The sequence below is a fragment of the Campylobacter sp. BCW_6460 genome (assembly GCF_001762705.1).
Taxonomy (GTDB): Bacteria; Campylobacterota; Campylobacteria; order Campylobacterales; family Campylobacteraceae; genus Campylobacter_D; species Campylobacter_D jejuni.
In genome coordinates this window covers 1-21,377 of record NZ_MJXI01000040.1, presented here as the reverse complement: position 1 = coordinate 21,377, position 21,377 = coordinate 1, and the positions used below count along the sequence as shown (strand labels likewise).

Here is a 21,377-nt window from a genome sequence, read left to right as displayed (position 1 = left end):
CACCCCAAAACGGAACAGATCTTGCTTATATTATTTTAATATATTTAGGTTGAAGGCAGAAAAATCTAAATCAAGGAATTAATATGAGTATCTTTAGCATCAATGATAACTCAAACTATGGTTCTATACTTTCACAAGCAAAAGCTAATAAAGAAAGTAAAGAAAATTCTAAAATAAGTTTTGCTAATGCTTTTTTAAAACAAAATGCTAGTAAGTTAAATGAAATTCAAAATGCAAATTCACAAACTCTAGCAAGAAGTGAAGTATTAAATTCTACTAATACAACAAATACTAGCAATAATACTAATTTTAGTATAAGTAGTAAGACAAGTTCTCCTAATTATGATATATCAAGTGAATTTAAAAACTCTATTTATACTCTAAAATACAAACAAGCAGATATAAGTAATACTTCTACTAATACAGCCTATGGTTATAGTGTAGATAAAGATGGCTATATGGGAAGTGATTTTAACAAAGCTGCAGGACTTCCTGAAGATTTTAAGATACATAAATCTACTTTGGATGAGATATATAACTTTAATGAAGCACAATATCAAGACATAAAAGAACAGCTAGGAATTTCTCGCTATTTTACCAATATCGATATGGCTGATACCATAAAACAATACTATAATCAATTTAATCAAATTGTTAATCATACTTTTAACGATACCAATAAAACAAGTTTCACTGAAGCGGATATAAATTCTATGCCCAAGGGTTATATTTCTGTTGGCTATAAAGGTTTAGATTTTTCAGATCAATCCAATCCTTATAATGCATTAGGACTAGTTAATCATTCTAACACAAAAGTAACTAATGTTTTTAAAACAGATGATGAATTTCATGAAGCTCAAGCAATACAAATGGGAATGATGGGTATTGATTTTTATCCGCAAAAATTAAATATATCAACTCAAAGTTTATCACAAGGAGCTTTAATGGAAGGTGGATTTAATCCTGATATGTCAGTTTATCCACAAAATGAAGATGGAAGTTATTCTAAAGAAGCTTTGTTTATGAGCTTTTTAAAATCAGAAGGTGGTTATATGGTTGCAGGAAAAAATACAACTATTGCACCGCAAGCAATGAATTATAATCTTAATGTTGCCAAACAAAGTATTCCAAAATACTCTAATGTAGATTTCGATGACATTATGACAGGTAAAGTTGATTTTGCAAGTTTATTAAAAGGCTATGCACAAGATGGTTGGCTTGATGCAGGTATTTATGCAATGGAAAAAGGGGTTAAATGGCAAAATACAAGCATAGGTTATGGTGGAGCTTGGTTTGATAATCAGTTTAATCAAGCAAAAGCTAATGGCTGGAAAGCAAGTAGTGAAAGTATAAATTCTTATGTTGGATCTATAATGGATAGATTAAATAATCTTATAGGACAAACTAGGGTTTAGGAAGTATTTGCACGAAGTCAAATTGAAAATGATGACATTTGCAAATACTTATACGAATCACATAAAACTAGGCGCATCGTTTGAAAAGAGTATTAAATCTCCGTTTTTTGTTTCTTTAGCTAGAGTTTGAACTAGCTGGCTTTTTTCTTTAAGTATAATGGTTTTTATTTTTAACTCTTTTTTGAAAATTTCAGCATTGATTTGTGCGCTAATGATAGCAAGATCAAAACACTCATTGATGATTTTAGCAAGTTTTATATTTTCTTCTTCGCTTACTTCTACTATACCAGGACTTACTAAAACTTTGCGTCCTTTATAGCTTTTACAAAGTTCATAGCTTGTGCTCATACCTTTAAAATTTCCATTAAAACCATCATCTATGATAAATTTAGGCTCTCTTGAAAGCACTTGCAAGCGATGTTCTACGGAGTTTATATTTAAAACTTGCTTTTGAATTTTTTCTAGTTTTATACCAAGATAATGAGCACAAAGTATACAAACACAAAGATTTTGCGCGTTAAAATCCCCTAAAATTTGACTTTTAAAATCATAGGATTTATTTTCTATATCGACTTTAAATTCTAAACCTTCAAGACTTGAATGAATAAGATTTAATTTATCATCATAAAGGCTGATGAGTTTATCTTCTTCTTTTTGGGTGCTAGAGTGTAAAAAAGCCTTTTCTAATCTTTTGGAATTTAAGGCTTCAAGTTTGGTTGAGCGGATATTTTCAACACTTTTAAAATACTCTAAATGTGCATTGCCTATCTCTCCTACTATGCTGATGTGAGGTTGTAAAAAACGAGTGATTTCATCAATATCGCCTTTAAGTCTAGCACCTGCTTCAGCTATGTAAATTTGAGTATCTTGGCTTAAATTGGTATTGATATCAGCAATTATACCTAGCAAGGTATTGACAGAGCGTGGTGTTTTGTAGCTTTTAAAGTTATCTTTTAAAAGTTCGTATAGAAAATTTTTAATACTTGTTTTTCCAAAACTTGCGGTAATGAGTATGATTTTTAAATTTTCATTGGCTCTTAGTTTGGCTTTGGCTTGTTTTTTATAATATAAATTTGTAAAAAACTCATAAATTTTAAGACTCAATAAAGCAAAAGGAAGACTAAAAAGATTAAAAAGAAAAGAAAAACGCAAAGCAAGGATAGCAAAAATAGCATTATAAACAAAAACAAAAACAAAAAACCATTTGACCTTGCTTGTAAAAACAAGCTTTTTATCTATACCTTTGTTCCAAAAGTACAAAATCGAAGTATGGATCAATGCAAAATATGCCAAAGAGTATAAAGGAAAAGCTAAGAATAAAAAATAAGGAATAAATAAAAAATACAAATGCCACAAAGGTTTATGATAATGAAAAAACACGCGCTTAAATTTATAAGAATACCATTGTAAAGCACTCATAAGATAAAAAGCTATACAAAAATTAAAAAATAAAGAATTGATAAAATAAAGAGTATTGATAAGCATTTAAATTTCCTTAATTTTTTGAGCTATGAAAGCAGAATGTTTTAAAAAGAAAAAATGATCCCCCTCTAAAGGATAAAAAGTGCTATTTTTTAAAAATTGATGCATTTTCTCGCCACAATATAAAGGCGTAGCTTCATCGCTTTTTCCCCAAAAAATCAAACTTTTAGCCTTTTGCTTGGCAAAAATTTCACTAAAATCCTCATCAACAACCTTTTTAAAGGTTTCATACATCATAGGACTAAGATTTGCTCCATCTTTACTAGCAAAATAGCGATAAAATTTCCCCAAACCAAAGAGTTTTAAAATTTTAAAAATACGGATTTTAAAACGCACTTTTAGGGATTTTTTAGCCAAAATTCCCGCACTTGAAAGTAAGATTAGGGTGTCTTTTTCTTTTGCGAGTAGGGTGCTTACTTTTCCACCAAAAGAATGCCCCATGAAAAAACAGACATTGAGTTTTTTTTGTTTTAAAAAAAGTTCTGTGATATTGGCATAATCTTGAGTGTTTAAAATTTCTTCCACACTTGAATTTCCAAAACCTGCTAAATCCATATAAATTTGACAAAAATCTTTTAAAAAAGGACAAAAACTTTGCTTCATAAGTTCTTTATTGGCTCCCCAGCCGTGTAAGATAAGTATTTGTGGTAAGGAAAGATCGCCTAAAATTTCATAAGAAATTTGATAAGTTTTGTTTTTATAAGAAAGTTGAGTTTGAGCCATTTTAAGCCTTTTGATTTTTGTAGATATTTTCTAAAAGTTGCATGGCATTTTGTAAGCGTTCAAATTCTTTCATACTAAGCATTACAGCTTCAAATTTGTTATTTTTTAAAATAACTATTTTTCCACTTTCGCTTTTTTTGAGTTTTTCCATAATGGGGCTAAAATTTCTTACCACCTCGGTGGCAGTGTAAATTTCATCTTGTTTAAAAGAGAGCATTTTTCTTCCTAAAATACGCTAAATTTTATGTATAATTTAGCGTATTTTGACTTAAAAGCTTATAATTTTCCTTTTTGTCCGTTGATGGAGTGAAGGAAGTTGTAGTTGATTTTTATCATTTTTTCAAGTGAAATTTGATCAGCTAAAGCGTTTAAAGTGGTATTAAAATCTTTAAAAAGATAATTAGCCAAAGAACCAGGATTTGGGTTGATTTCATTTAAATATACTTCATTATCCAGTATAAAAAAATCGCAGCGTATTAAAGCACCTTTAAACAAAGGATTGTAAATCTTTTTAAAGCTATTTTTGAGTTTTTCTTTTAATTCTTCGCTTAAATCCGCTTCTATAAGCTCATTGCGTCCTGAAAAGCTAAGATATTTTTGTTCAAAGTCTAAAAATTCTTTTTTCTTTGGCTCTTCTATGATGGAAAAAACAAACCCATCATTGATCATACATCCTGCAAGATTGTATTCTTTGATATTGTTTTTAAATTCTTCTACTACAAGATCATTATCAAATTCAAAACCTACATCTTTGGCGTATTCTAAATCTTTTTCATCTTTTACTATGCTAATACCTATACTACTTCCAAGTCTTGCAGGTTTGATAATGCAAGGAAAACTAAGCTTTTCTTTAGAGTTTTGATTTTTTCTTAGCATGGTATAATCAAGTGTTTTTACTCCAACGCTTTTGGCATAAAGTTTGGTAAGTTCTTTGTTAAAAGATAATACACTAGCTTCAAGCCTAGGTCCTATAAATTTAATAGAATAAAACTCAAATAAAGCCGCAATTTTTCCATCTTCTCCATCTCTACCATGGATAAGATTGATCACGCATTCGCACTCTAGTTTATTTTCTTTTAAAAAACCTTTGCTAAAAAAACCTCCTTGTTTGATGAAGAGTTCTTTTTCTTTTTTATAAGCTTTAGTGCTAAAAGTTTTAGAATTCATTTTTTCACTTGGAATATGATAAAATCTTCTTTCTTCATCGCAAAAAATAAATTCTAAATTTTGATTGATAACTTTTTTAAGCACTACAGCACTTACTATACTGATCTCATGTTCATAAGAATTTCCGCCAAAAAGTATTGCAAATTTCATTTTATTCCTTTATCCTAGTTTTTTAAGAGCTTCTTTGATGAGTTCGCTTGTGCCTGTTGCTTGAGCACTTGCTAAAACACTTATGATTTTTTCTTGTTTAAAGCCTAGAGTAAGAAGTGCGGCTAAGGCTTCGCTTTTATCATCGCTTACACTTTCAAGTTTGGTTTTTGTGTCAGAAAGTTCTACTATAATGCGTTTTGCACTTTTTGGACCTATGCCAGGTACTTTTTTAAGCACACTTTCATCGCCCAAACTTAACGCCTTGTAAAAAGAATTTACATCAAGACTAGAGCATACCGCCATAGCAGTATTTGCACCCACTCCATTGACTTTTAAAAGCATTTCGAACATTTTTTGTTCATCTTTATCCAAGAAGCCATAAAATTTATTAGAATCTTCTTTGATGATTTGAGTGATAAAAAACTCATGCTTTTCTTGAGTTTGAATTTTAGCAGAACAAAAAAGCGAAATAAATATCCCATAGCTTAAACCACTAGCGCATTTAACAATGATAAAAGCAGGTTCTTTTTTTGTGATTATTCCTTCGATGCCGACAACCATGCTATATCCTTTTCTTCATAATCTAATTTTTTATGTATTTCTATACTTTCTTGGTTGTTTTGTATGACTTTTTTAATACCTATAAATTTAGCACTTTCATTAACAAATGAAGAGTAAAAAATATCTTCTTTAGGCTCTAGAAGTGAAAATTTGATCTCATTCATATCAGTCCATTTGCCACTTTTATTTATAAAAGTTGCTTCAAAAAGCATTTTTTGTAAATTGATTAATTCTAATTGTAAAGATTTTTTGCGTTCAAGAAGTTCTTTTTCTTCATTTTGTAGTTTATTTAATTCAAGATTTTGTAAAGAGAAATCTTTTAGAGCTTTTTCGTATTGTACAGGAACATTTTGACCTTGATTTTTAAGTTCTGCTATCTTTTTTTCAACGCTTAAAATTCCATTTTTGCTTGATAAAATATATTGTCTTATTTTATTTATTTTATGATTTAACTTAGAAATTTGCTCTCCTAAAATCGCAAATTCTTCATCATAATTTTTATCAAGAGTTTTAATTTTGGCATGAAATTTATTGTTATCCCCGTTGATGCGTTCTATTGTAGTGTTTTCAAAAAACACACAAGAATTATTACTTTCTAAATTTTCTATATAGATTTTATCAGCTTGTATATTTCCACCTAAACTTTTTTTAATTCTCACTTCTTTGGCTTTGATTGTTCCCCCTTCGAGCAAATCTATATTTAAAATTTCGGCTTCTGCAAATCCTCTATGAGTTTTTATATAGGCTTGTTTGGCTTGAATTTTGGCTTTAGAGTGTGTAGTGCCTTCAATTTTCATTTTAGTGGCATTAAGTTGAGTGTTGCTTCCTATGCTTCCGACTACATTTAATTCTTCACATTCTATCCCAACGCCAGAATTTACAGCATCTTTTACTTCTGAAAGAAATTTTATATTGATTTTGACATTTTTGTCTAGTCCAGCTCTTATAATCCCTATATTTTTAAAATCTACCCCATTAAAATCTAGTTCATTGGCGATATCAAAATTTTCACCATCTTGTACTACATAACCTTTTTTTAAGGCTATATATTCTGTGTATCCATCTTGCTCTACTTGTTTAAAAGCCGAAGAACAAGAAAATTTAACTTTATTTTCATTTGCGGCTAAAACTTTTAAGGTGTGTAAATTTAAGTCTTTTCCTTCTTTACCTTGTTTAAATTTGGTGTGTTTTAAAACAACTTCATTTTCATCAACAGCAATAATACCTGAGCGTTTTTCATCGATAGTATAGTTTTTGGTTTTTTCTTTATAAGTTAAGATCAGAGATTCGTCTTGACTTTCTATAGGATCAATACCTTGTGCAACGGTGATTTGTATAGTTTTATTTAAATGGGTATTTTTATGTTGGTTGCAAAAAGACATTAAATTTTTCTTAAAATCAAAAATGCGGATACCTATCAAAAATTTAAGTTTCAACATCTTTTTATAAATATTTTGCAAAAGTTCTAGTGCTAGTTTTTCATGAAAGTCTAAATTTGCAAAATCAATTTGAGCAACTATTTTGGTTAAATTTTTATTCGCAACTAGTTTGACTGCTTGAGATGCTTTGCTTTGGTTTATACCATGGAAAATTTCTATTTTGTATTCTTGCTTGATTTGAAGATCATTTTTTAAAAAAATTTCATCTTTATCAAAAAGAGTTAATTCTTTTTCAGAGATTTTTTCCAATTCTAAATCTCCAAAACGATATTGTGTAGAAAATGCCAATAAATTAAAATCAAGCTCATTTAAGTTAAGGTTTGTTCGTGAAGCTACACTTAAAAGCTCTCGAGCTGGATTTTCTGTATAGGCAATAATTTTTTCATCCAAAGTCAAAACTTTCCCCTTGTAAAAAATTAAGAATGTAATTATAGTCAATTTTTAATCAATTTTAGTTAAAATAGTTCTCTTTATATTTTGAAATCTATGAAAAATTTAATGAAGAGTTTAGTATTTAAAAATTTTATTATCAATGCTTTAGGAATTTTATTTTCAAGAATTTTAGGGCTTGCTAGAGATGTTTTAATAGCGCTTTTTTTAGGAGCAGGGCTTTATAGTGATATTTTTTTTGTGGCTTTAAAAATGCCTGCTTTTTTTAGAAGAATTTTTGCAGAAGGGGCTTTTGGACAAAGCTTTTTGCCTAATTTTGTAAAAGCGAAAAAAAAGGGAGCTTTTTGCGTTAGTGTAATGATGCAATTTAGCCTTATAGTTTTTTTATTTTGTCTTTTGGTAAGTTTTTTCTCTTCTTTTTTTACCAAGCTTTTTGCTTTTGGATTTAACGCAGATACTATAGCTTTAGCAGCTCCTTTGGTAGCGATTAATTTTTGGTATTTGTTTTTTATTTTTTTAGTTACTTTTTTAGGAGCTATTTTAAATTATAGACAAAAATTTTTCATTACCTCTTTTTCTGGGGCATTATTCAACTTAAGTATTGTTATAGCTGCTTTTTTTGTGGATAAAAATGCACCGCAAAATACACTTTATTATTTTTCTTATGCAACGGTTTTAAGTGGGGTGGCACAGCTTATTTTACATTTGCTTGTTTTAAAAAACAATCCTGTAATCCGTGCTATGGCTTTAAGTATAAAATTTAAAAAAGCCAAGGCGAAATTACAAGGTTTTTATGGCAATTTTTTTCATGGAGTTTTAGGTTCTTCTGCGACTCAATTTAGCTCATTGCTTGATACAACTATAGCTAGTTTTTTAATGAGCGGGAGTATTTCTTATCTTTATTATGCAAATCGTGTCTTCCAACTCCCCCTTGCACTTTTTGCTATCGCTCTAACTCAAGTTTCTTTTCCAAAAATTTTAAAACATTTAAAAAGTGGTCAAGAAAATTTAGCCTTAAAATTTATGCAAAGAGCATTAGCGCTTTTAAGCATTTTGCTTATTGCTTCTAGTATTGTAGGTTCTGTGTTTGCTTTGGAAATTTCAAAGCTTTTATTTGAAAGAGGAAATTTCACTCACGAAGATAGTGTGATTACGGCTTATGTTTTGATTGCTTATCTTATAGGGCTTTTACCTTTTGGTTTGCAAAAGCTTTTTTCTTTGTGGCTTTATGCAAAATTTAAACAAAAAACAGCAGCTTGGATCGCGGTAAAATCTTTAATTATCAGTGCTTTATGTTCTATGGCTTTTATATTTTTGATTAAAGATGAAAGTTTAAAGGTTATTGCAGTAGCACTTTCAAGCTCTATTAGTGCTTTTTATTTGCTTGGAGCTAATATCAAAGAATTTGGTTTTAAGAAATTTTTTGCTTTAATATCTATTAAAATTTGCTTATTGGTTATAGTTGCTTTGATTGTTTTTACAATCTTACTTATTTTGATCAAACCTTATATTTTAAGTTTTTTTATAGGAATTTTTACAAGTTTTAAAGGAGTTTTTTAATGAGATTGTTAGACAGTGTAACAAAAGAGAAAATAAAACTTGATAAAAAAGATATTAGTATTTACTTATGCGGACCTACGGTTTATGATGATGCACATTTAGGACATGCAAGAAGTAGTGTTTGCTTTGATCTTTTGCGTAGGGTTTTACTTGCTCAGGGCAATAGGGTAAAATTTGCTAGAAATTACACAGATATTGATGATAAAATCTTAAAAAAAATGGCTCAAAGTGGTCAAACTTTAGAGGAAATTACGGAATTTTACATCAAAAGTTATGAAGAGAATATGAGGGCTTTAAATATATTAGATCCCGATTTTAAGCCTCGTGCAACGCATTATATAACAGCTATGCTTGATTTGATTAAAAAGCTTGCCAAGGATGGGTTTGTTTATACTCTAGAAGATGGAATTTATTTTGATACAAGTAAAGATGAAAAATATTTAAGCCTATCAAATCGCAATTTAGAAGAAAATATCTCTCGTCTAAGTAATGAAGCGCAAAAAAGAAATGAAAGCGATTTTGTGCTTTGGAAATTTGATGAAAATTTTTACGAAAGTGAATTTGGCAAAGGGCGTCCAGGTTGGCATACTGAATGTGTTGCTATGATTGATTCTATTTTTGAAAATACTCTTGATATACATGCTGGAGGGATAGATTTGCTTTTTCCTCATCATGAAAATGAAGCTGCGCAATGTCGTTGTGGATGTAAGAGAAAATTAGCAAATATTTGGCTTCATAATGGTTTTGTAAAAATCGATGGCGAAAAAATGAGTAAAAGTTTAAATAATAGTTTTTTTATAAAAGATGCTTTAAAAGAATTTATGGGCGAGGCTTTAAGATTTTATCTTTTGAGTTCTCATTATAGATCTCATTTTAATTATTCTTTATCGGATTTGGAAAATGCTAAAAAACGTTTAGATAAATTTTATCGCCTTAAAAAAAGATTGGATTTAGGTGAAATTTCTGATTTTGATGTTTTAAATGATATTGAAATAAAAAGCGAAATTGCTAAGCAAATTTTAGAGATTTTAAATGATGATTTAAATATTTCTAAAGCCTTAGCTCTTTTGGATGATTTTATCAGTAGTGCAAATTTAGAGTTGGATAAAGAAAACAAAAATAAAATTTTAAAACAAAATATCAAAGAAGCTTTAAGCGAGCTAGCTAAAATTTTTGGCTTTGGTTTTATGGATACAACTTTATATTTTCAATGGGGTGTAAGCAAAGAAGAACGAGAAGAAATTGAAAAGTTAATTTTAGAAAGAACTGAGGCTAAGAAAAACAAAGATTTTAACACAGCTGATGCAATAAGAGAGCAATTAAATAGTAAAAAAATCACTCTTTTAGATACTCCAAATGGAACAATTTGGGAGAAAATAAATGCATAATGAGATGAATTTAAAAGAGGTTTTAATACGCTTTAAGCCCTTTTATAAAAGATATTGGAAGCAATTTGCTATAGCTATTTTTGGTATGATTTTAGCAAGCGGAGGAACTGCTGGAAGTTTTTATGCTTTAGAGCCTATTTTAAATTATATTTTCGTTGAAAAAAATGAAGCTTTACTTTATATAGTGCCTTTTTTGCTAGTATTGATGTATTTTTTTAAAAATCTTGGAACTTATTTACAAAGTTTTTATGTTTCTTTTATAGGAACAGATATGTTAAGAGTATTGCGTGCTAGGGTTTTAAAAAATGTTTTACGCTTGGATATGGATTTTTTTAAACGCTATAGAAGCGGAGAGCTTGTAAGTCGTTGTACTAATGATATTAATGCACTTCAAAGTATAGTATCAAACATTATTCCTGATTTTTTTAGAGAGCTTTTAACTGCTATAGGACTGCTTGCGGTAGTCTTGTATCAAAGTCCTACTTTGGCTTTTTTTGCTTTAGTGATTTTGCCTTTAGCTATTTTTCCTTTGGTATGGTTTGCTAAAAAACTTAAAAAATATGCAAGAAATATACAAGAAACAAATTCGGATTTACTTTCTTATTTGGGTGAAATTTTTTCAAATATTGAATTGATCAAAGCTAATGATAATGAAAAAAAAGAAAGTGATAAATTTGCTAAGCATAATGATACTTTATGTAAATTAAACCTAAAATCCGCACGTATTGATGCACTTACAAGTCCTTTAATGGATATGATGGGTTCTGTTGGGGTTGCTGTGGTGATTATTGTAGGAGGTAGAGAGGTTATCAATGGTTCTATGAGTGTGGGAAGTTTTATCAGTTTTGTTTCAGCACTTTTTGCGATATATACTCCTTTAAAGCGTCTTTCGTCTTTATATGGAAAGCTTCAAGGTGCTGTTGCGGCAAGTGAAAGAACTTTTTATTTATTGGATTTAGAACCTCAAATTAAAGGTGGAAGCAAAGAATTAAAAAACATTGAAAAAATTAGCTTTGAAAATGTTGAATTTGCTTATGAAAACCCGCATAAAAGTGTTTTAAAAGGCGTAAATTTTGATTTTGTTAAAGGGCAAATGCTTGCTCTTGTAGGGACAAGTGGGGGTGGTAAATCTTCTATTATTAATCTTTTGATGTATTTTTATGAAAAGCAAAAAGGTAAAATTTTACTCAATCAAGAAGATATTAGCACTTTTACTATAGAAAGCTTACATGCTAAAATAGGACTTGTAACGCAAAATATTTATCTTTTTAATGATAGCTTTGCTGCAAATATTGCTTATAGCGAAGAGTTAGAAGAAGAAAAAGTCGTCCAAGCTTTAAAATTGGCCAATGCCTATGAATTTGTTAAAGAAATGGGCGGGATTTGGGCTGAAGTGAAAGAACATGGTAAGAACTTAAGTGGAGGGCAAAAACAAAGAATAGCAATCGCTAGAGCTTTATACAAAAATCCTGATGTGCTTATTTTTGATGAAGCAACTTCAGCTTTGGATAATGAAAGTGAAAAAGCCATAGTTAAAACTATAGAAAATTTAAAACAAGACAGATTGATTTTAGTGGTTGCACATCGTTTAAGCACTATAGAAAATGCAGATAAAATAGTAGTATTGGATAAGGGTAAAGTATTGGCAATAGGTAAAGATGAAGAGCTTTTACAAACTTGTTCTTTATATCAAAAATTTAAAAGCAAAGAAAAAACAAAGCCTAGCTTTAGTTAATTTTAGTTAGAATTTCAAAAAGGATTAAAAATGGCTTATGAAATGATAAAACCTTTACTTTTTAAGTTAAACCCTGAGCATGCACACGCTTTGGTTGAATATAGCTTAAGGACTTTAAGCGCTAGTTTTCCAGGAGCTTTAAGTTTTTTAGCGCATAAATATATAGTTGATGATGAGAGTTTAAGGCAAAATTTACTTGGACTTGATTTTAATAATCCTGTGGGTTTAGCAGGAGGCTTTGATAAAAATGCTACCATGATAAGACCTTTGAGTGTTTTAGGATTTGGCTTTTTGGAAGTGGGAACTTTTACTCCAAAACCTCAAGAAGGCAATGAAAAGCCACGCCTATTTAGACTTGTAAAACAAGAAAGTATACAAAATGCTATGGGTTTTAACAACGAAGGTGCTGAAAAGATTGCTTTAAGGCTTGCAAAAACTTATCCTTTTGTTTTGCCTTTAGGGGTAAATATAGGGAAAAATAAAATCACTCCAAATGACAAAGCCTTGGAGGATTATTTTACTTTGTTTAGAGATTTTAAGGATTTGTGTGATTATTTTATCGTTAATATCTCATCTCCTAATACTAAAAATTTAAGAGAGTTGCAAAATGATGATTTTTTAAATACCTTGCTTGAAGAAGCCAAAAAAATCACTTCTAAGCCTATTTTGATAAAAATTGCTCCTGATATGAAAATAGATGATGCTTTAAATTTATGTGAAAATGCCATTAAAAAAGGTGCAGATGGGTTTATATTAGCCAATACCAGTGTTGATTATAGCTTGTTAGATAATAATCGTACTTTTGGTGGTATTAGCGGAAGGCTGATTACGGAAAAAAGTGGTATTTTTTTCAAAGAAGTAGCTAAGATTCTTTTTGGTAAAACCTTACTTATTGCAAGTGGAGGGATTGATAGTGCTGATATTGCTTATGAGCGTATTAAAAATGGGGCTAATTTGGTGCAAGTTTATACAGCTTTGATTTTTAAAGGTCCTTCTTTGGTAAAAAATATCAATCAAAATCTTATAGAGCTTTTAAGAAAAGATGGTTTTTTACACATTAGCGAAGCTGTTGGGGTAAATTTAAAATGATTGCTTATGAAAAAATTCAATTAAAAAACAAGCTTGAAGTTTATGCTTTGCCTGTAAATAAAAATAGCGATGTGATTAGCGTTGATATTTTTTATAAAGTGGGTTCAAGAAATGAGATCATGGGAAAAAGTGGCATAGCTCATATGCTAGAACATTTAAATTTTAAAAGTACTAAAAATTTAAAAGCTGGCGAATTTGATGAGATTGTTAAGGGTTTTGGTGGTGTGGATAATGCAAGCACAGGTTTTGACTATACTCATTATTATATTAAATGTGCGAAGAAAAATTTAGATAAAGCTTTAGAGCTTTTTGCAGAACTTATGGCGAATTTAAATTTAAAAGATGAAGAGTTTCAGCCTGAAAGAGCAGTGGTTTTAGAAGAGCGTAGATGGAGAACAGATAATAACCCTTTGGGATATCTTTATTTTAGACTTTTTAATCACGCATTTATGTATCATCCTTATCATTGGACTCCTATAGGTTTTTTTAAGGATATAGAAAATTGGAGTATTGAGGATATTAAAGAATTTCACAGCATTTACTATCAACCTAAAAATGCGATTTTGCTTGTAAGTGGCGATATAGAAAGTAAAGAAGTTTTTGAGCTTTCAAAAAAACATTTTGAGAAGATTAAAAATACTAAGACTATACCTAAAATTCACACAAAAGAGCCTAAGCAAGATGGAGCAAAAAGAATATATTTGCATAAAAACTCAGATACTGAACTATTAGCCCTTGCTTATAAAATTCCAAATTTCAAACACAAAGATATACCTGCTTTAAATGCTTTATCTGAGCTTTTAGGAAGTGGGAAAAGTTCTTTAATGAGTGAAATTTTGATTGATAAATTAAATTTAATCAATGATTATTATGCTTATGTTAATGATTGTATAGATGAAAATTTATTTATTTTTATTTGTAATTGTAACCCCAATGTTAATGCAGAAAAAGTAGAAAAAGAGCTTTTAAAAATCATTGATAAACTTAAAATGGGTAAAATTTCTCAAAAAGATTTGCAAAGAGTAAAAAATAATGTTAAAAGTGATTTTATTTTCTCACTTAACAATGCTAGTGCAGTGGCAAATATTTATGGTTCATATCTAGCAAGAGGAGATATCAATCCTTTGTTAGATTATGAGAAAGATATACAAAATTTGGAATTAAAAGATTTGATTTCTTGTGCTAAAAAATATTTTATTCAAGAAAATTCAACTACGGTAATTCTAAGAAAGGATTCAAATGGATAAAAATATTATTATTGGGGCAATGACGGCCCTTATTACACCATTTAAAAATGGAAAAGTTGATGAGCAAAGTTATGCAAGATTGATTAAAAGACAAATAGAAAATGGCATCGATGCAGTAGTTCCAGTAGGAACAACAGGAGAAAGTGCAACTTTAACCCATGAAGAACATAGAACTTGCATAGAGATAGCCGTTGAGACTTGCAAAGGAACTAAGGTTAAGGTTTTAGCAGGTGCGGGAAGTAATGCAACTCATGAGGCAGTAGGTTTGGCTAAATTTGCTAAAGAACATGGTGCCGATGGGATTTTAAGTGTGGCGCCATATTATAATAAACCTACACAACAAGGACTTTATGAGCATTATAAGGCTATTGCGCAAAGTGTAGATATTCCTGTGCTTTTATATAATGTTCCAGGAAGAACAGGTTGTGAAATTTCAACAGATACTATTATCAAGCTTTTTAGAGATTGTGAAAATATTTATGGAGTAAAAGAAGCGAGTGGAAATATCGATAAGTGCGTGGATTTGCTTGCGCACGAACCTAGAATGATGCTTATTTCGGGAGAAGATGCGATCAATTATCCTATACTTTCAAATGGTGGAAAGGGAGTGATTTCAGTAACTTCAAATTTATTACCCGATATGATTAGCGCTTTAACTCAATTTGCTTTAGATGAAAATTATAAAGAAGCTAAAAAAATCAATGATGAGCTTTATAATATCAATAAAATTTTATTTTGCGAAAGTAACCCTATTCCTATTAAAACGGCTATGTATATAGCCGGATTGATAGAAAGTTTGGAGTTTAGACTTCCTCTTTGTTCTCCAAGTAAGGAAAATTTTGCTAAAATTGAAGAAGTGATGAAAAAATATAAGATCAAAGGATTTTAATGAATATAGAATTTCAAGGAAAAACTTTAGTAATCAGCGGTGGAACTCGTGGGATAGGTAAGGCTATAGTTTATGAATTTGCTAAAGTGGGTGCAAATATAGCTTTTACTTATAATTCTAATGCACAAATTGCTGATGAAATGGTGCAAGATTTGGAGAAAAATTATAAAATCAAAGCTAGAGCTTATGAATTTAATATTTTAGAACCTGAAACTTATAAAGAACTTTTTGAAAAAATTGATGCGGATTTTGATAGAGTGGATTATTTCATCTCAAATGCTATCATTTCAGGACGTGCGGTTGTAGGTGGTTATGCTAAATTTATGAAGTTAAAACCAAAGGGAATTAATAACATTTTTACAGCCACAGTGAATGCTTTTGTGGTAGGAGCTCAAGAAGCAGCTAAAAGGATGGAAAAAGTAGGGGGTGGAAGCATTATTTCTATCTCATCTACGGGAAATTTAGTGTATATAGAAAATTATTCAGGCCATGGTACAGCAAAAGCCGCTGTAGAAGCTATGGCAAGATATGCGGCTACTGAACTTGGAGAAAAAAATATCCGTGTAAATGTCGTAAGTGGTGGGCCTATTGAAACTGATGCTTTAAGAGCTTTTACAAATTATGAAGAAGTAAAACAGGCTACTATAAATTTGAGCCCTTTAAATCGCATGGGGCAGCCTGAAGATTTGGCTGGAGCATGTCTTTTTCTTTGTTCAAGTAAGGCAAGTTGGGTAACAGGACATACTTTCATCGTTGATGGTGGTACAACTTTTAAATAAAAATTAAGAAAAATCAATGGATTTTTCTTAAAAATATTTTTTAATCAAGTTTTAATTTCCACCCTAAAAAAACGCTTAATAATGCAAGTAAAAAAATAAAATTTAAGGTCCAATTACCAAAACCTATAAAACCTATAGACAATACACTATAAAAAAATCCTCCCACAGCTGAATAAATACAAATCGTACTTAAAGATCCATTTTCTGCCATTTTCTTACATGGGCAGATTTTATAAAATTTTTTATCGTTAAATTGATTTTTCTTTTTATTTCCCAAAAATAAACCAAAAAGGGCAAAAAGATTTAAAAAAATAAAAGCATATAATAAAATTTGATCTAATTCCATTTTAATATACCTTAAAAGTATCTAAGCCAAGAGGGTAAATGGGCTTGTTCTTCTTTTAAAGTGGTTTCTTGTCCATGTCCTGGTAAAAGTTTAAAATCTTCTTTGTAAGTCATAACTTTCTCTAAGCTTTGTTTCATTAAATTTGCATCCGAATAAGGAAAATCCCATCTTCCTATGCTTCTATAAAATAAAAAATCTCCACTAAACATGATATTTTTACCTACAATTTCTATCATGGTGCAACCTGGTGTATGTCCTGGTAAAAAGTGAAATTTAAAGTCAAGTCCGCCTATAGAAATGATATTTTCATCATCAATCAAATAATCCGCTTTGCTAGGCATAAAACCTTGATTAAAAGGATCTTCAAGCATAAAAGCATCATTTTTATGAATATAAATGGGGATTTGATAGGCTTGTTTTACTTTTTCATTATCCCAAACATGATCGTAATGTCCGTGAGTGTTTAAAATTGCTAAAGGATTTTTTACATGTTTTTTGATGAAATTTAGTGCATCAAAACCAGGATCGATGATAATTTCTCCATACTCATCAAATAAAATATAACAATTTGTCTCATAAGCTCCACAAGCTTGTTTGATAATTTGCATTTTTTACCTCTTTAATAAAAAATTTGCCTTAAATAAATATAATTATACATTAAATTTTTAAAAGGCAAGCTTTATGGATTGGCAAAAGATAACAGAAAAAATGTGTGATTTTATACAAGAAAAAGTGAAAAATTCTCAAAGTCAAGGTGTTGTTTTGGGGCTTAGTGGCGGGATTGATTCTGCTTTAGTAGCAACGCTTTGTAAAAGAGCTTTAAAAGAGAATGTTTTTGCTCTTTTAATGCCAACTCAAATTTCAAATAAAGCCAATCTCGAAGATGCTTTAAGGCTTTGTGTGGATTTAAATCTTGAATACAAAATCATAGAAATTCAAAGTATTTTAGATGCTTTTATAAAACAAAGTGAAAATACCACTCTAGTATCTTTGGGAAATTTTGCAGCGCGTATTAGAATGAGTTTGCTTTATGATTATTCTGCCTTGAAAAATTCTTTAGTCGTAGGTACTTCTAATAAAAGTGAATTGCTTTTAGGTTATGGTACGATTTATGGGGATTTAGCTTGTGCTTTTAACCCTATAGGATCGCTTTATAAAAGTGAAATTTATGCCTTAGCAAAATACCTTAATTTGCATGAAAATTTCATCAAAAAAGCTCCAAGTGCGGATCTTTGGGAAAATCAAAGTGATGAGGCGGATTTAGGTTTTTCTTATGCAAAAATCGATGAAGGTTTAAAAGCCTTAGAAACTAATGACGAAAAACTTTTAAGAACGCTTGATCCTTCTTTGATTGCCATGCTAAAAAATCGCATGCAAAAAAATGCTTTTAAGGGAAAAATGCCTGAAATTTTGGAAATTTAAACAATGAGTGAAGAAAAAAATTATGAACTTTGGCTTGATAATTATTTTTTTAAGCCTAATTTTTGGCAAAAATGCCTTGCTTTTATACTTTTTCCTTTAAGTGTGTTTTATGCTTTTTTTGCGATTTTAAATACTTTTTTTCGTAAAAAAATAGTTTTTAAAAAGCCTGTTATTAGCGTTGGTAATTTAAGTTTTGGAGGTAATGGAAAAACCCCGCTTTGTAAAGCTATAGCAAGGGAATTTGATGGCGTTTTTATAGTGCTTAGGGGCTATAAAAGAAAGTCTAAAGGTTTGTTTGTTGTTAAAAATCAAAATGAAATTTTATGCACCTTAACACAAAGTGGCGATGAAGCTATGGAGTATGCCTTTGAAGAAAATATCAAAGGTGTGATTGTAAGTGAAGATAGGGTAAAAGGTATTGAAAAAGCTTTTGAGTTGGGAGCTAAAATCGTTGTACTTGATGATGCTTTTTCTAAATTTCATATTAAAAAATTTGATATTTTACTTGAAAGTAAAATCAAACCTTATTTTAATTTTACCTTGCCAAGTGGAGCTTATCGTTTGCCGAAATTTTATGAAAAAAGGGCTGATTTTATTGCATTAGAAGGCAGGGATTTTGTGCGTTATTCTTTTGTAAAAGAAAATCCAAAGGCTGTTTTGGTAACTGCTATTGCTAAACCTTTTAGATTGTATGAGCATTTTATCAAAGCAAGGGCTTGTTATTTTTTTAAAGATCATTATGAGTTTAAAAAAGAAGAATTAGAAAATTTGCTAAAAAAACATAATTGCGATACACTAATGCTTACTTTTAAGGATTTTGTTAAAGTTAAAGATTTTGGTTTTAAATGTCAAATTATAGAATTAAATATAGAATTAAAAGATTCATTAAGAGAAAAAATAAAAACTTATATCAAGGAGTTTGAACAGTGAAATTGGTCGAGAGTAGAAATGTAAACAATGTATCAAGTTTTAAGGAAGCTTTGATTAACCCAAACGCTCCAGAAGGAGGACTTTATTCGCCTTTAAATTTACCTATTTTTGAAGGAGAAAAATATGCCAATTTATCTTATAAAGATTTTGCTTTAAAGCTTATAGAAAGTTTTGGTTTTGGCGAAGAAGAGCTTTTTAAAAAGGCTTTGAAAAGTTATGAAAGCTTTGATGATAAAAATACACCTATTTCTTTGCAAAAAATCTCTGAAAAAACCTATATTAACGAGCTTTGGCATGGGCCTACAAGAGCTTTTAAAGATATGGCTTTACAGCCTTTTGGCGTGCTTTTAAGCGAATTTTCAAAGGATAAAAATATTTTAATTATCTGTGCTACAAGCGGCGATACAGGGCCTGCAACTTTAAAAAGTTTTGAAAATGCAAAAAATGTTAAAGTAGCTTGTATGTATCCAAAAGGTGGCACAAGTGGAGTTCAAGAGTTGCAAATGCGAGCTTTAGATAAGGATAACTTGAAAGTTTTTGCCATAGATGAGGATTTTGATGCAGCGCAACGCACTTTAAAAGAATTGCTTTTTTCAAAAGATTTTCAAAATGAAATTAAAGCTTTAAATTATGAGCTTTGTGCAGCAAATTCTGTAAATTTTGGGCGTATTTTATTTCAGATTATTTATCATTATTATGCGAGTTTAAAACTTTTTAATGAGTTTTTAGAAGAAGTGCAAATCATCGTTCCAAGTGGAAATTTTGGCAATGCTTTAGGAGCTTTTTATGCTAAAAAAATGGGAGCTAAAATTTCAAAAATCAAAATCGCTTCAAATGCGAATAATATTTTGAGCGAATTTTTTAATCAGGGCATTTATGATTTGCGTGAAAAAAGTCTTAAGAAGACTATTTCTCCAGCTATGGATATACTTATTTCATCTAATATCGAAAGACTTTTGTTTGCGAAATTTAAAGATAAAAGAACTAAAGAACTGATGAATTTGTTAAAAAATGAGAGATATTTTAAACTTGAAAAAGAAGAATTACAAAGTTTGCAAGAAGATTTTGAGGCGGATTTTTGCACCGATGAAGAATGTATGCAATTTATCAAACAAAGTAAAATTTTAATCGATCCGCATACCGCAACTTGTTTTAAAATGCTTGATCCTTTAAAACCTAGCATTATCACTTCGACAGCAGAATGGACAAAATTTACTCCAAGTATGATAAAAGCTTTATATGATAGGGATTCTAAGAATGAAAAAGAAGATTTAAAATTTATAGCTAAAGAGTTTAATGTCCAAGTTAAAGATGAAATTTTGGCTTTATTTGACTTGAAGAATAGCGATGAAAAGGTATTTGAAGCCAGAAATATAAAAAAAGAAATTTTAGATTGGATGCAAAAATGATTATTATCCCTGCAAGATTAAAATCAAGTCGTTTTCATGAGAAAATTTTATGTGATATAGGTGGAGTGCCTATGTTTGTGGCTACTGCAAGAAGGGTAAGTAGTGTAGATGAAGTTTGTATAGCTTTAGACGATGAAAAGGTTTTAAGTATCGCTAAAGAATATGGTCTAAATGCGGTTTTAACAAGCAAAGATCATGAAAGTGGTACGGATAGGATTAATGAAGCTTGTAAGAAACTAGCTTTAAAAGATGATGAGATTATTATCAATGTCCAAGCTGATGAGCCTTTTATAGAATATGAAAATTTATTAAAATTTAAAGAATTTGCAAGTTCTTGCTTGGATAAAAAAGCTTTTATGGCGAGTTGTTATAAAAAAATTACTCAAGAAGAAGCTATGGATCCTAATCTGGTTAAAGTGCTTTGCGATAAAGAAGGGTATGCCTTGTATTTTTCAAGAGCTAAAATCCCTTATGAAAGAGAAAATTACGAGGAAAGTTTTAAAGGGCATTTAGGCATTTACGCTTATAGTGTCAAAGCTTTAAGGGAATTTTGTTCTTTATCAAGTTCTGCACTTGAAAGAGCGGAAAAATTAGAGCAATTAAGAGCTATAGAAAATGGTAAAAAAATCAAAATGCTTGAAATTTCAACAACAAGCATGGGGATTGATACTAAAGAAGACTATGAAAGGGCTTTAAAAATTTATTTAGAAAAATAACTCCACCCCAAAACGGAACAGATCTTGCTTATATTATTTTAATATATTTAGGTTGAAGGCAGAAAAATCTAAATCAAGGAATTAATATGAGTATCTTTAGCATCAATGATAACTCAAACTATGGTTCTATACTTTCACAAGCAAAAGCTAATAAAGAAAGTAAAGAAAATTCTAAAATAAGTTTTGCTAATGCTTTTTTAAAACAAAATGCTAGTAAGTTAAATGAAATTCAAAATGCAAATTCACAAACTCTAGCAAGAAGTGAAGTATTAAATTCTACTAATACAACAAATACTAGCAATAATACTAATTTTAGTATAAGTAGTAAGACAAGTTCTCCTAATTATGATATATCAAGTGAATTTAAAAACTCTATTTATACTCTAAAATACAAACAAGCAGATATAAGTAATACTTCTACTAATACAGCCTATGGTTATAGTGTAGATAAAGATGGCTATATGGGAAGTGATTTTAACAAAGCTGCAGGACTTCCTGAAGATTTTAAGATACATAAATCTACTTTGGATGAGATATATA

21 protein-coding genes are annotated in these 21,377 nt (G+C 29.8%); 13 read left to right on the top strand and 8 right to left on the bottom strand.

Annotated features, from left to right (window positions below; genetic code table 11):
• Positions 1-83: 83 nt before the first annotated feature.
• Positions 84-1,415, top strand: a complete 1,332-nt coding sequence (locus tag AJ881_RS08480; RefSeq protein ID WP_070285358.1) for a Cj0814 family flagellar-dependent secreted protein — start codon at positions 84-86, stop codon at positions 1,413-1,415.
• Positions 1,416-1,472: 57 nt separating this feature from the next.
• Here the strand turns inward: AJ881_RS08480 and AJ881_RS08475 are convergent, their stop codons facing one another.
• Genes AJ881_RS08475 through AJ881_RS08450 form a run of 6 tightly spaced genes read right to left on the bottom strand, consistent with a single transcriptional unit; the run spans position 1,473 to position 7,333 of the window.
• Positions 1,473-2,900, bottom strand: a complete 1,428-nt coding sequence (locus AJ881_RS08475; protein WP_002881136.1) for a Mur ligase family protein — start codon at positions 2,898-2,900, stop codon at positions 1,473-1,475.
• Positions 2,901-3,620, bottom strand: coding sequence for an alpha/beta fold hydrolase (locus AJ881_RS08470; RefSeq protein WP_070283234.1), 720 nt, complete (start codon positions 3,618-3,620; stop codon positions 2,901-2,903).
• Between the two features lies 1 nt (position 3,621).
• Complete coding sequence (locus AJ881_RS08465) at positions 3,622-3,837, bottom strand: type II toxin-antitoxin system Phd/YefM family antitoxin (protein ID WP_002852622.1); 216 nt, start codon at positions 3,835-3,837, stop codon at positions 3,622-3,624.
• 59 nt (positions 3,838-3,896) lie between these two features.
• Positions 3,897-4,937, bottom strand: a complete 1,041-nt coding sequence (locus AJ881_RS08460) for a D-alanine--D-alanine ligase (protein WP_070283235.1) — start codon at positions 4,935-4,937, stop codon at positions 3,897-3,899.
• Positions 4,938-4,946: 9 nt separating this feature from the next.
• Complete coding sequence (ruvA, locus tag AJ881_RS08455) at positions 4,947-5,498, bottom strand: Holliday junction branch migration protein RuvA (RefSeq protein ID WP_070275157.1); 552 nt, start codon at positions 5,496-5,498, stop codon at positions 4,947-4,949.
• Positions 5,474-7,333, bottom strand: a complete 1,860-nt coding sequence (locus tag AJ881_RS08450; protein WP_070283236.1) for a flagellar assembly protein A — start codon at positions 7,331-7,333, stop codon at positions 5,474-5,476. Before AJ881_RS08450 ends, ruvA begins: the two co-directional genes overlap by 25 nt.
• Before the next feature lie 102 nt (positions 7,334-7,435).
• Between AJ881_RS08450 and murJ the strand changes: the two genes are divergently transcribed.
• From murJ to AJ881_RS08415, 7 genes are read left to right on the top strand one after another with little or no spacing between them, the layout of a single operon-like run.
• Complete coding sequence (gene murJ, locus AJ881_RS08445) at positions 7,436-8,887, top strand: murein biosynthesis integral membrane protein MurJ (protein ID WP_070285357.1); 1,452 nt, start codon at positions 7,436-7,438, stop codon at positions 8,885-8,887.
• On the top strand, positions 8,887-10,275 hold the full coding sequence (cysS, locus tag AJ881_RS08440) for a cysteine--tRNA ligase (RefSeq protein WP_070283238.1): 1,389 nt from the start codon (positions 8,887-8,889) through the stop codon (positions 10,273-10,275). The genes murJ and cysS overlap by 1 nt, the downstream gene beginning before the upstream one ends.
• On the top strand, positions 10,268-12,010 hold the full coding sequence (locus AJ881_RS08435; protein ID WP_070283239.1) for an ABC transporter ATP-binding protein: 1,743 nt from the start codon (positions 10,268-10,270) through the stop codon (positions 12,008-12,010). The genes cysS and AJ881_RS08435 overlap by 8 nt, the downstream gene beginning before the upstream one ends.
• A gap of 30 nt (positions 12,011-12,040) precedes the next feature.
• On the top strand, positions 12,041-13,099 hold the full coding sequence (locus AJ881_RS08430; protein ID WP_070283240.1) for a quinone-dependent dihydroorotate dehydrogenase: 1,059 nt from the start codon (positions 12,041-12,043) through the stop codon (positions 13,097-13,099).
• Positions 13,096-14,346: a M16 family metallopeptidase gene (locus AJ881_RS08425; RefSeq protein ID WP_070240477.1), complete on the top strand. Its 1,251-nt coding sequence runs from the start codon at positions 13,096-13,098 to the stop codon at positions 14,344-14,346. Before AJ881_RS08430 ends, AJ881_RS08425 begins: the two co-directional genes overlap by 4 nt.
• Positions 14,339-15,235 (top strand): 4-hydroxy-tetrahydrodipicolinate synthase, encoded by an 897-nt coding sequence (gene dapA / locus AJ881_RS08420; RefSeq protein WP_070283241.1) that lies wholly within the window; start codon positions 14,339-14,341, stop codon positions 15,233-15,235. Before AJ881_RS08425 ends, dapA begins: the two co-directional genes overlap by 8 nt.
• Positions 15,235-16,014 (top strand): enoyl-ACP reductase, encoded by a 780-nt coding sequence (locus AJ881_RS08415; RefSeq protein WP_070283242.1) that lies wholly within the window; start codon positions 15,235-15,237, stop codon positions 16,012-16,014. Before dapA ends, AJ881_RS08415 begins: the two co-directional genes overlap by 1 nt.
• Positions 16,015-16,054: 40 nt before the next feature.
• Here the strand turns inward: AJ881_RS08415 and AJ881_RS08410 are convergent, their stop codons facing one another.
• Positions 16,055-16,360 (bottom strand): hypothetical protein, encoded by a 306-nt coding sequence (locus AJ881_RS08410; protein ID WP_002867958.1) that lies wholly within the window; start codon positions 16,358-16,360, stop codon positions 16,055-16,057.
• A gap of 11 nt (positions 16,361-16,371) precedes the next feature.
• Positions 16,372-16,968 carry an MBL fold metallo-hydrolase gene (locus tag AJ881_RS08405; protein ID WP_070283243.1) on the bottom strand — a complete coding sequence of 199 codons (597 nt, stop codon included), beginning with the start codon at positions 16,966-16,968 and terminating at the stop codon, positions 16,372-16,374.
• A gap of 73 nt (positions 16,969-17,041) precedes the next feature.
• On the opposite strand from AJ881_RS08405, the gene AJ881_RS08400 reads away from it, so the two are divergent.
• The 5 genes from AJ881_RS08400 to AJ881_RS08380 all read left to right on the top strand — a co-directional run.
• Positions 17,042-17,782: an NAD+ synthase gene (locus AJ881_RS08400; protein WP_044794494.1), complete on the top strand. Its 741-nt coding sequence runs from the start codon at positions 17,042-17,044 to the stop codon at positions 17,780-17,782.
• A gap of 3 nt (positions 17,783-17,785) precedes the next feature.
• The gene (locus tag AJ881_RS08395; RefSeq protein ID WP_002933583.1) at positions 17,786-18,712 is read left to right on the top strand and encodes a tetraacyldisaccharide 4'-kinase; all 927 of its coding nucleotides are present in this window, start codon (positions 17,786-17,788) and stop codon (positions 18,710-18,712) included.
• Positions 18,709-20,121 carry a threonine synthase gene (gene thrC, locus AJ881_RS08390; protein WP_044780329.1) on the top strand — a complete coding sequence of 471 codons (1,413 nt, stop codon included), beginning with the start codon at positions 18,709-18,711 and terminating at the stop codon, positions 20,119-20,121. The genes AJ881_RS08395 and thrC overlap by 4 nt, the downstream gene beginning before the upstream one ends.
• Complete coding sequence (gene kdsB / locus AJ881_RS08385; RefSeq protein WP_070243602.1) at positions 20,118-20,837, top strand: 3-deoxy-manno-octulosonate cytidylyltransferase; 720 nt, start codon at positions 20,118-20,120, stop codon at positions 20,835-20,837. Before thrC ends, kdsB begins: the two co-directional genes overlap by 4 nt.
• Positions 20,838-20,923: 86 nt before the next feature.
• Positions 20,924-21,377, top strand: a 454-nt coding sequence (locus AJ881_RS08380; RefSeq protein WP_410002330.1) for a Cj0814 family flagellar-dependent secreted protein, incomplete at its 3' end; no start/stop codon positions are given.

Excerpts from the sequence above, each read along its gene's own strand:
- AJ881_RS08480 (WP_070285358.1), top strand. The coding sequence starts at position 84 with ATGAGTATCTTTAGCATCAATGATAACTCAAACTATGGTTCTATACTT.
- AJ881_RS08475 (WP_002881136.1), bottom strand. The coding sequence starts at position 2,900 with ATGCTTATCAATACTCTTTATTTTATCAATTCTTTATTTTTTAATTTT.
- AJ881_RS08470 (WP_070283234.1), bottom strand. The coding sequence starts at position 3,620 with ATGGCTCAAACTCAACTTTCTTATAAAAACAAAACTTATCAAATTTCT.
- AJ881_RS08465 (WP_002852622.1), bottom strand. The coding sequence starts at position 3,837 with ATGCTCTCTTTTAAACAAGATGAAATTTACACTGCCACCGAGGTGGTA.
- AJ881_RS08460 (WP_070283235.1), bottom strand. The coding sequence starts at position 4,937 with ATGAAATTTGCAATACTTTTTGGCGGAAATTCTTATGAACATGAGATC.
- ruvA (WP_070275157.1), bottom strand. The coding sequence starts at position 5,498 with ATGGTTGTCGGCATCGAAGGAATAATCACAAAAAAAGAACCTGCTTTT.
- murJ (WP_070285357.1), top strand. The coding sequence starts at position 7,436 with ATGAAGAGTTTAGTATTTAAAAATTTTATTATCAATGCTTTAGGAATT.
- cysS (WP_070283238.1), top strand. The coding sequence starts at position 8,887 with ATGAGATTGTTAGACAGTGTAACAAAAGAGAAAATAAAACTTGATAAA.
- AJ881_RS08435 (WP_070283239.1), top strand. The coding sequence starts at position 10,268 with ATGCATAATGAGATGAATTTAAAAGAGGTTTTAATACGCTTTAAGCCC.
- AJ881_RS08430 (WP_070283240.1), top strand. The coding sequence starts at position 12,041 with ATGGCTTATGAAATGATAAAACCTTTACTTTTTAAGTTAAACCCTGAG.
- AJ881_RS08425 (WP_070240477.1), top strand. The coding sequence starts at position 13,096 with ATGATTGCTTATGAAAAAATTCAATTAAAAAACAAGCTTGAAGTTTAT.
- dapA (WP_070283241.1), top strand. The coding sequence starts at position 14,339 with ATGGATAAAAATATTATTATTGGGGCAATGACGGCCCTTATTACACCA.
- AJ881_RS08415 (WP_070283242.1), top strand. The coding sequence starts at position 15,235 with ATGAATATAGAATTTCAAGGAAAAACTTTAGTAATCAGCGGTGGAACT.
- AJ881_RS08410 (WP_002867958.1), bottom strand. The coding sequence starts at position 16,360 with ATGGAATTAGATCAAATTTTATTATATGCTTTTATTTTTTTAAATCTT.
- AJ881_RS08405 (WP_070283243.1), bottom strand. The coding sequence starts at position 16,968 with ATGCAAATTATCAAACAAGCTTGTGGAGCTTATGAGACAAATTGTTAT.
- AJ881_RS08400 (WP_044794494.1), top strand. The coding sequence starts at position 17,042 with ATGGATTGGCAAAAGATAACAGAAAAAATGTGTGATTTTATACAAGAA.
- AJ881_RS08395 (WP_002933583.1), top strand. The coding sequence starts at position 17,786 with ATGAGTGAAGAAAAAAATTATGAACTTTGGCTTGATAATTATTTTTTT.
- kdsB (WP_070243602.1), top strand. The coding sequence starts at position 20,118 with ATGATTATTATCCCTGCAAGATTAAAATCAAGTCGTTTTCATGAGAAA.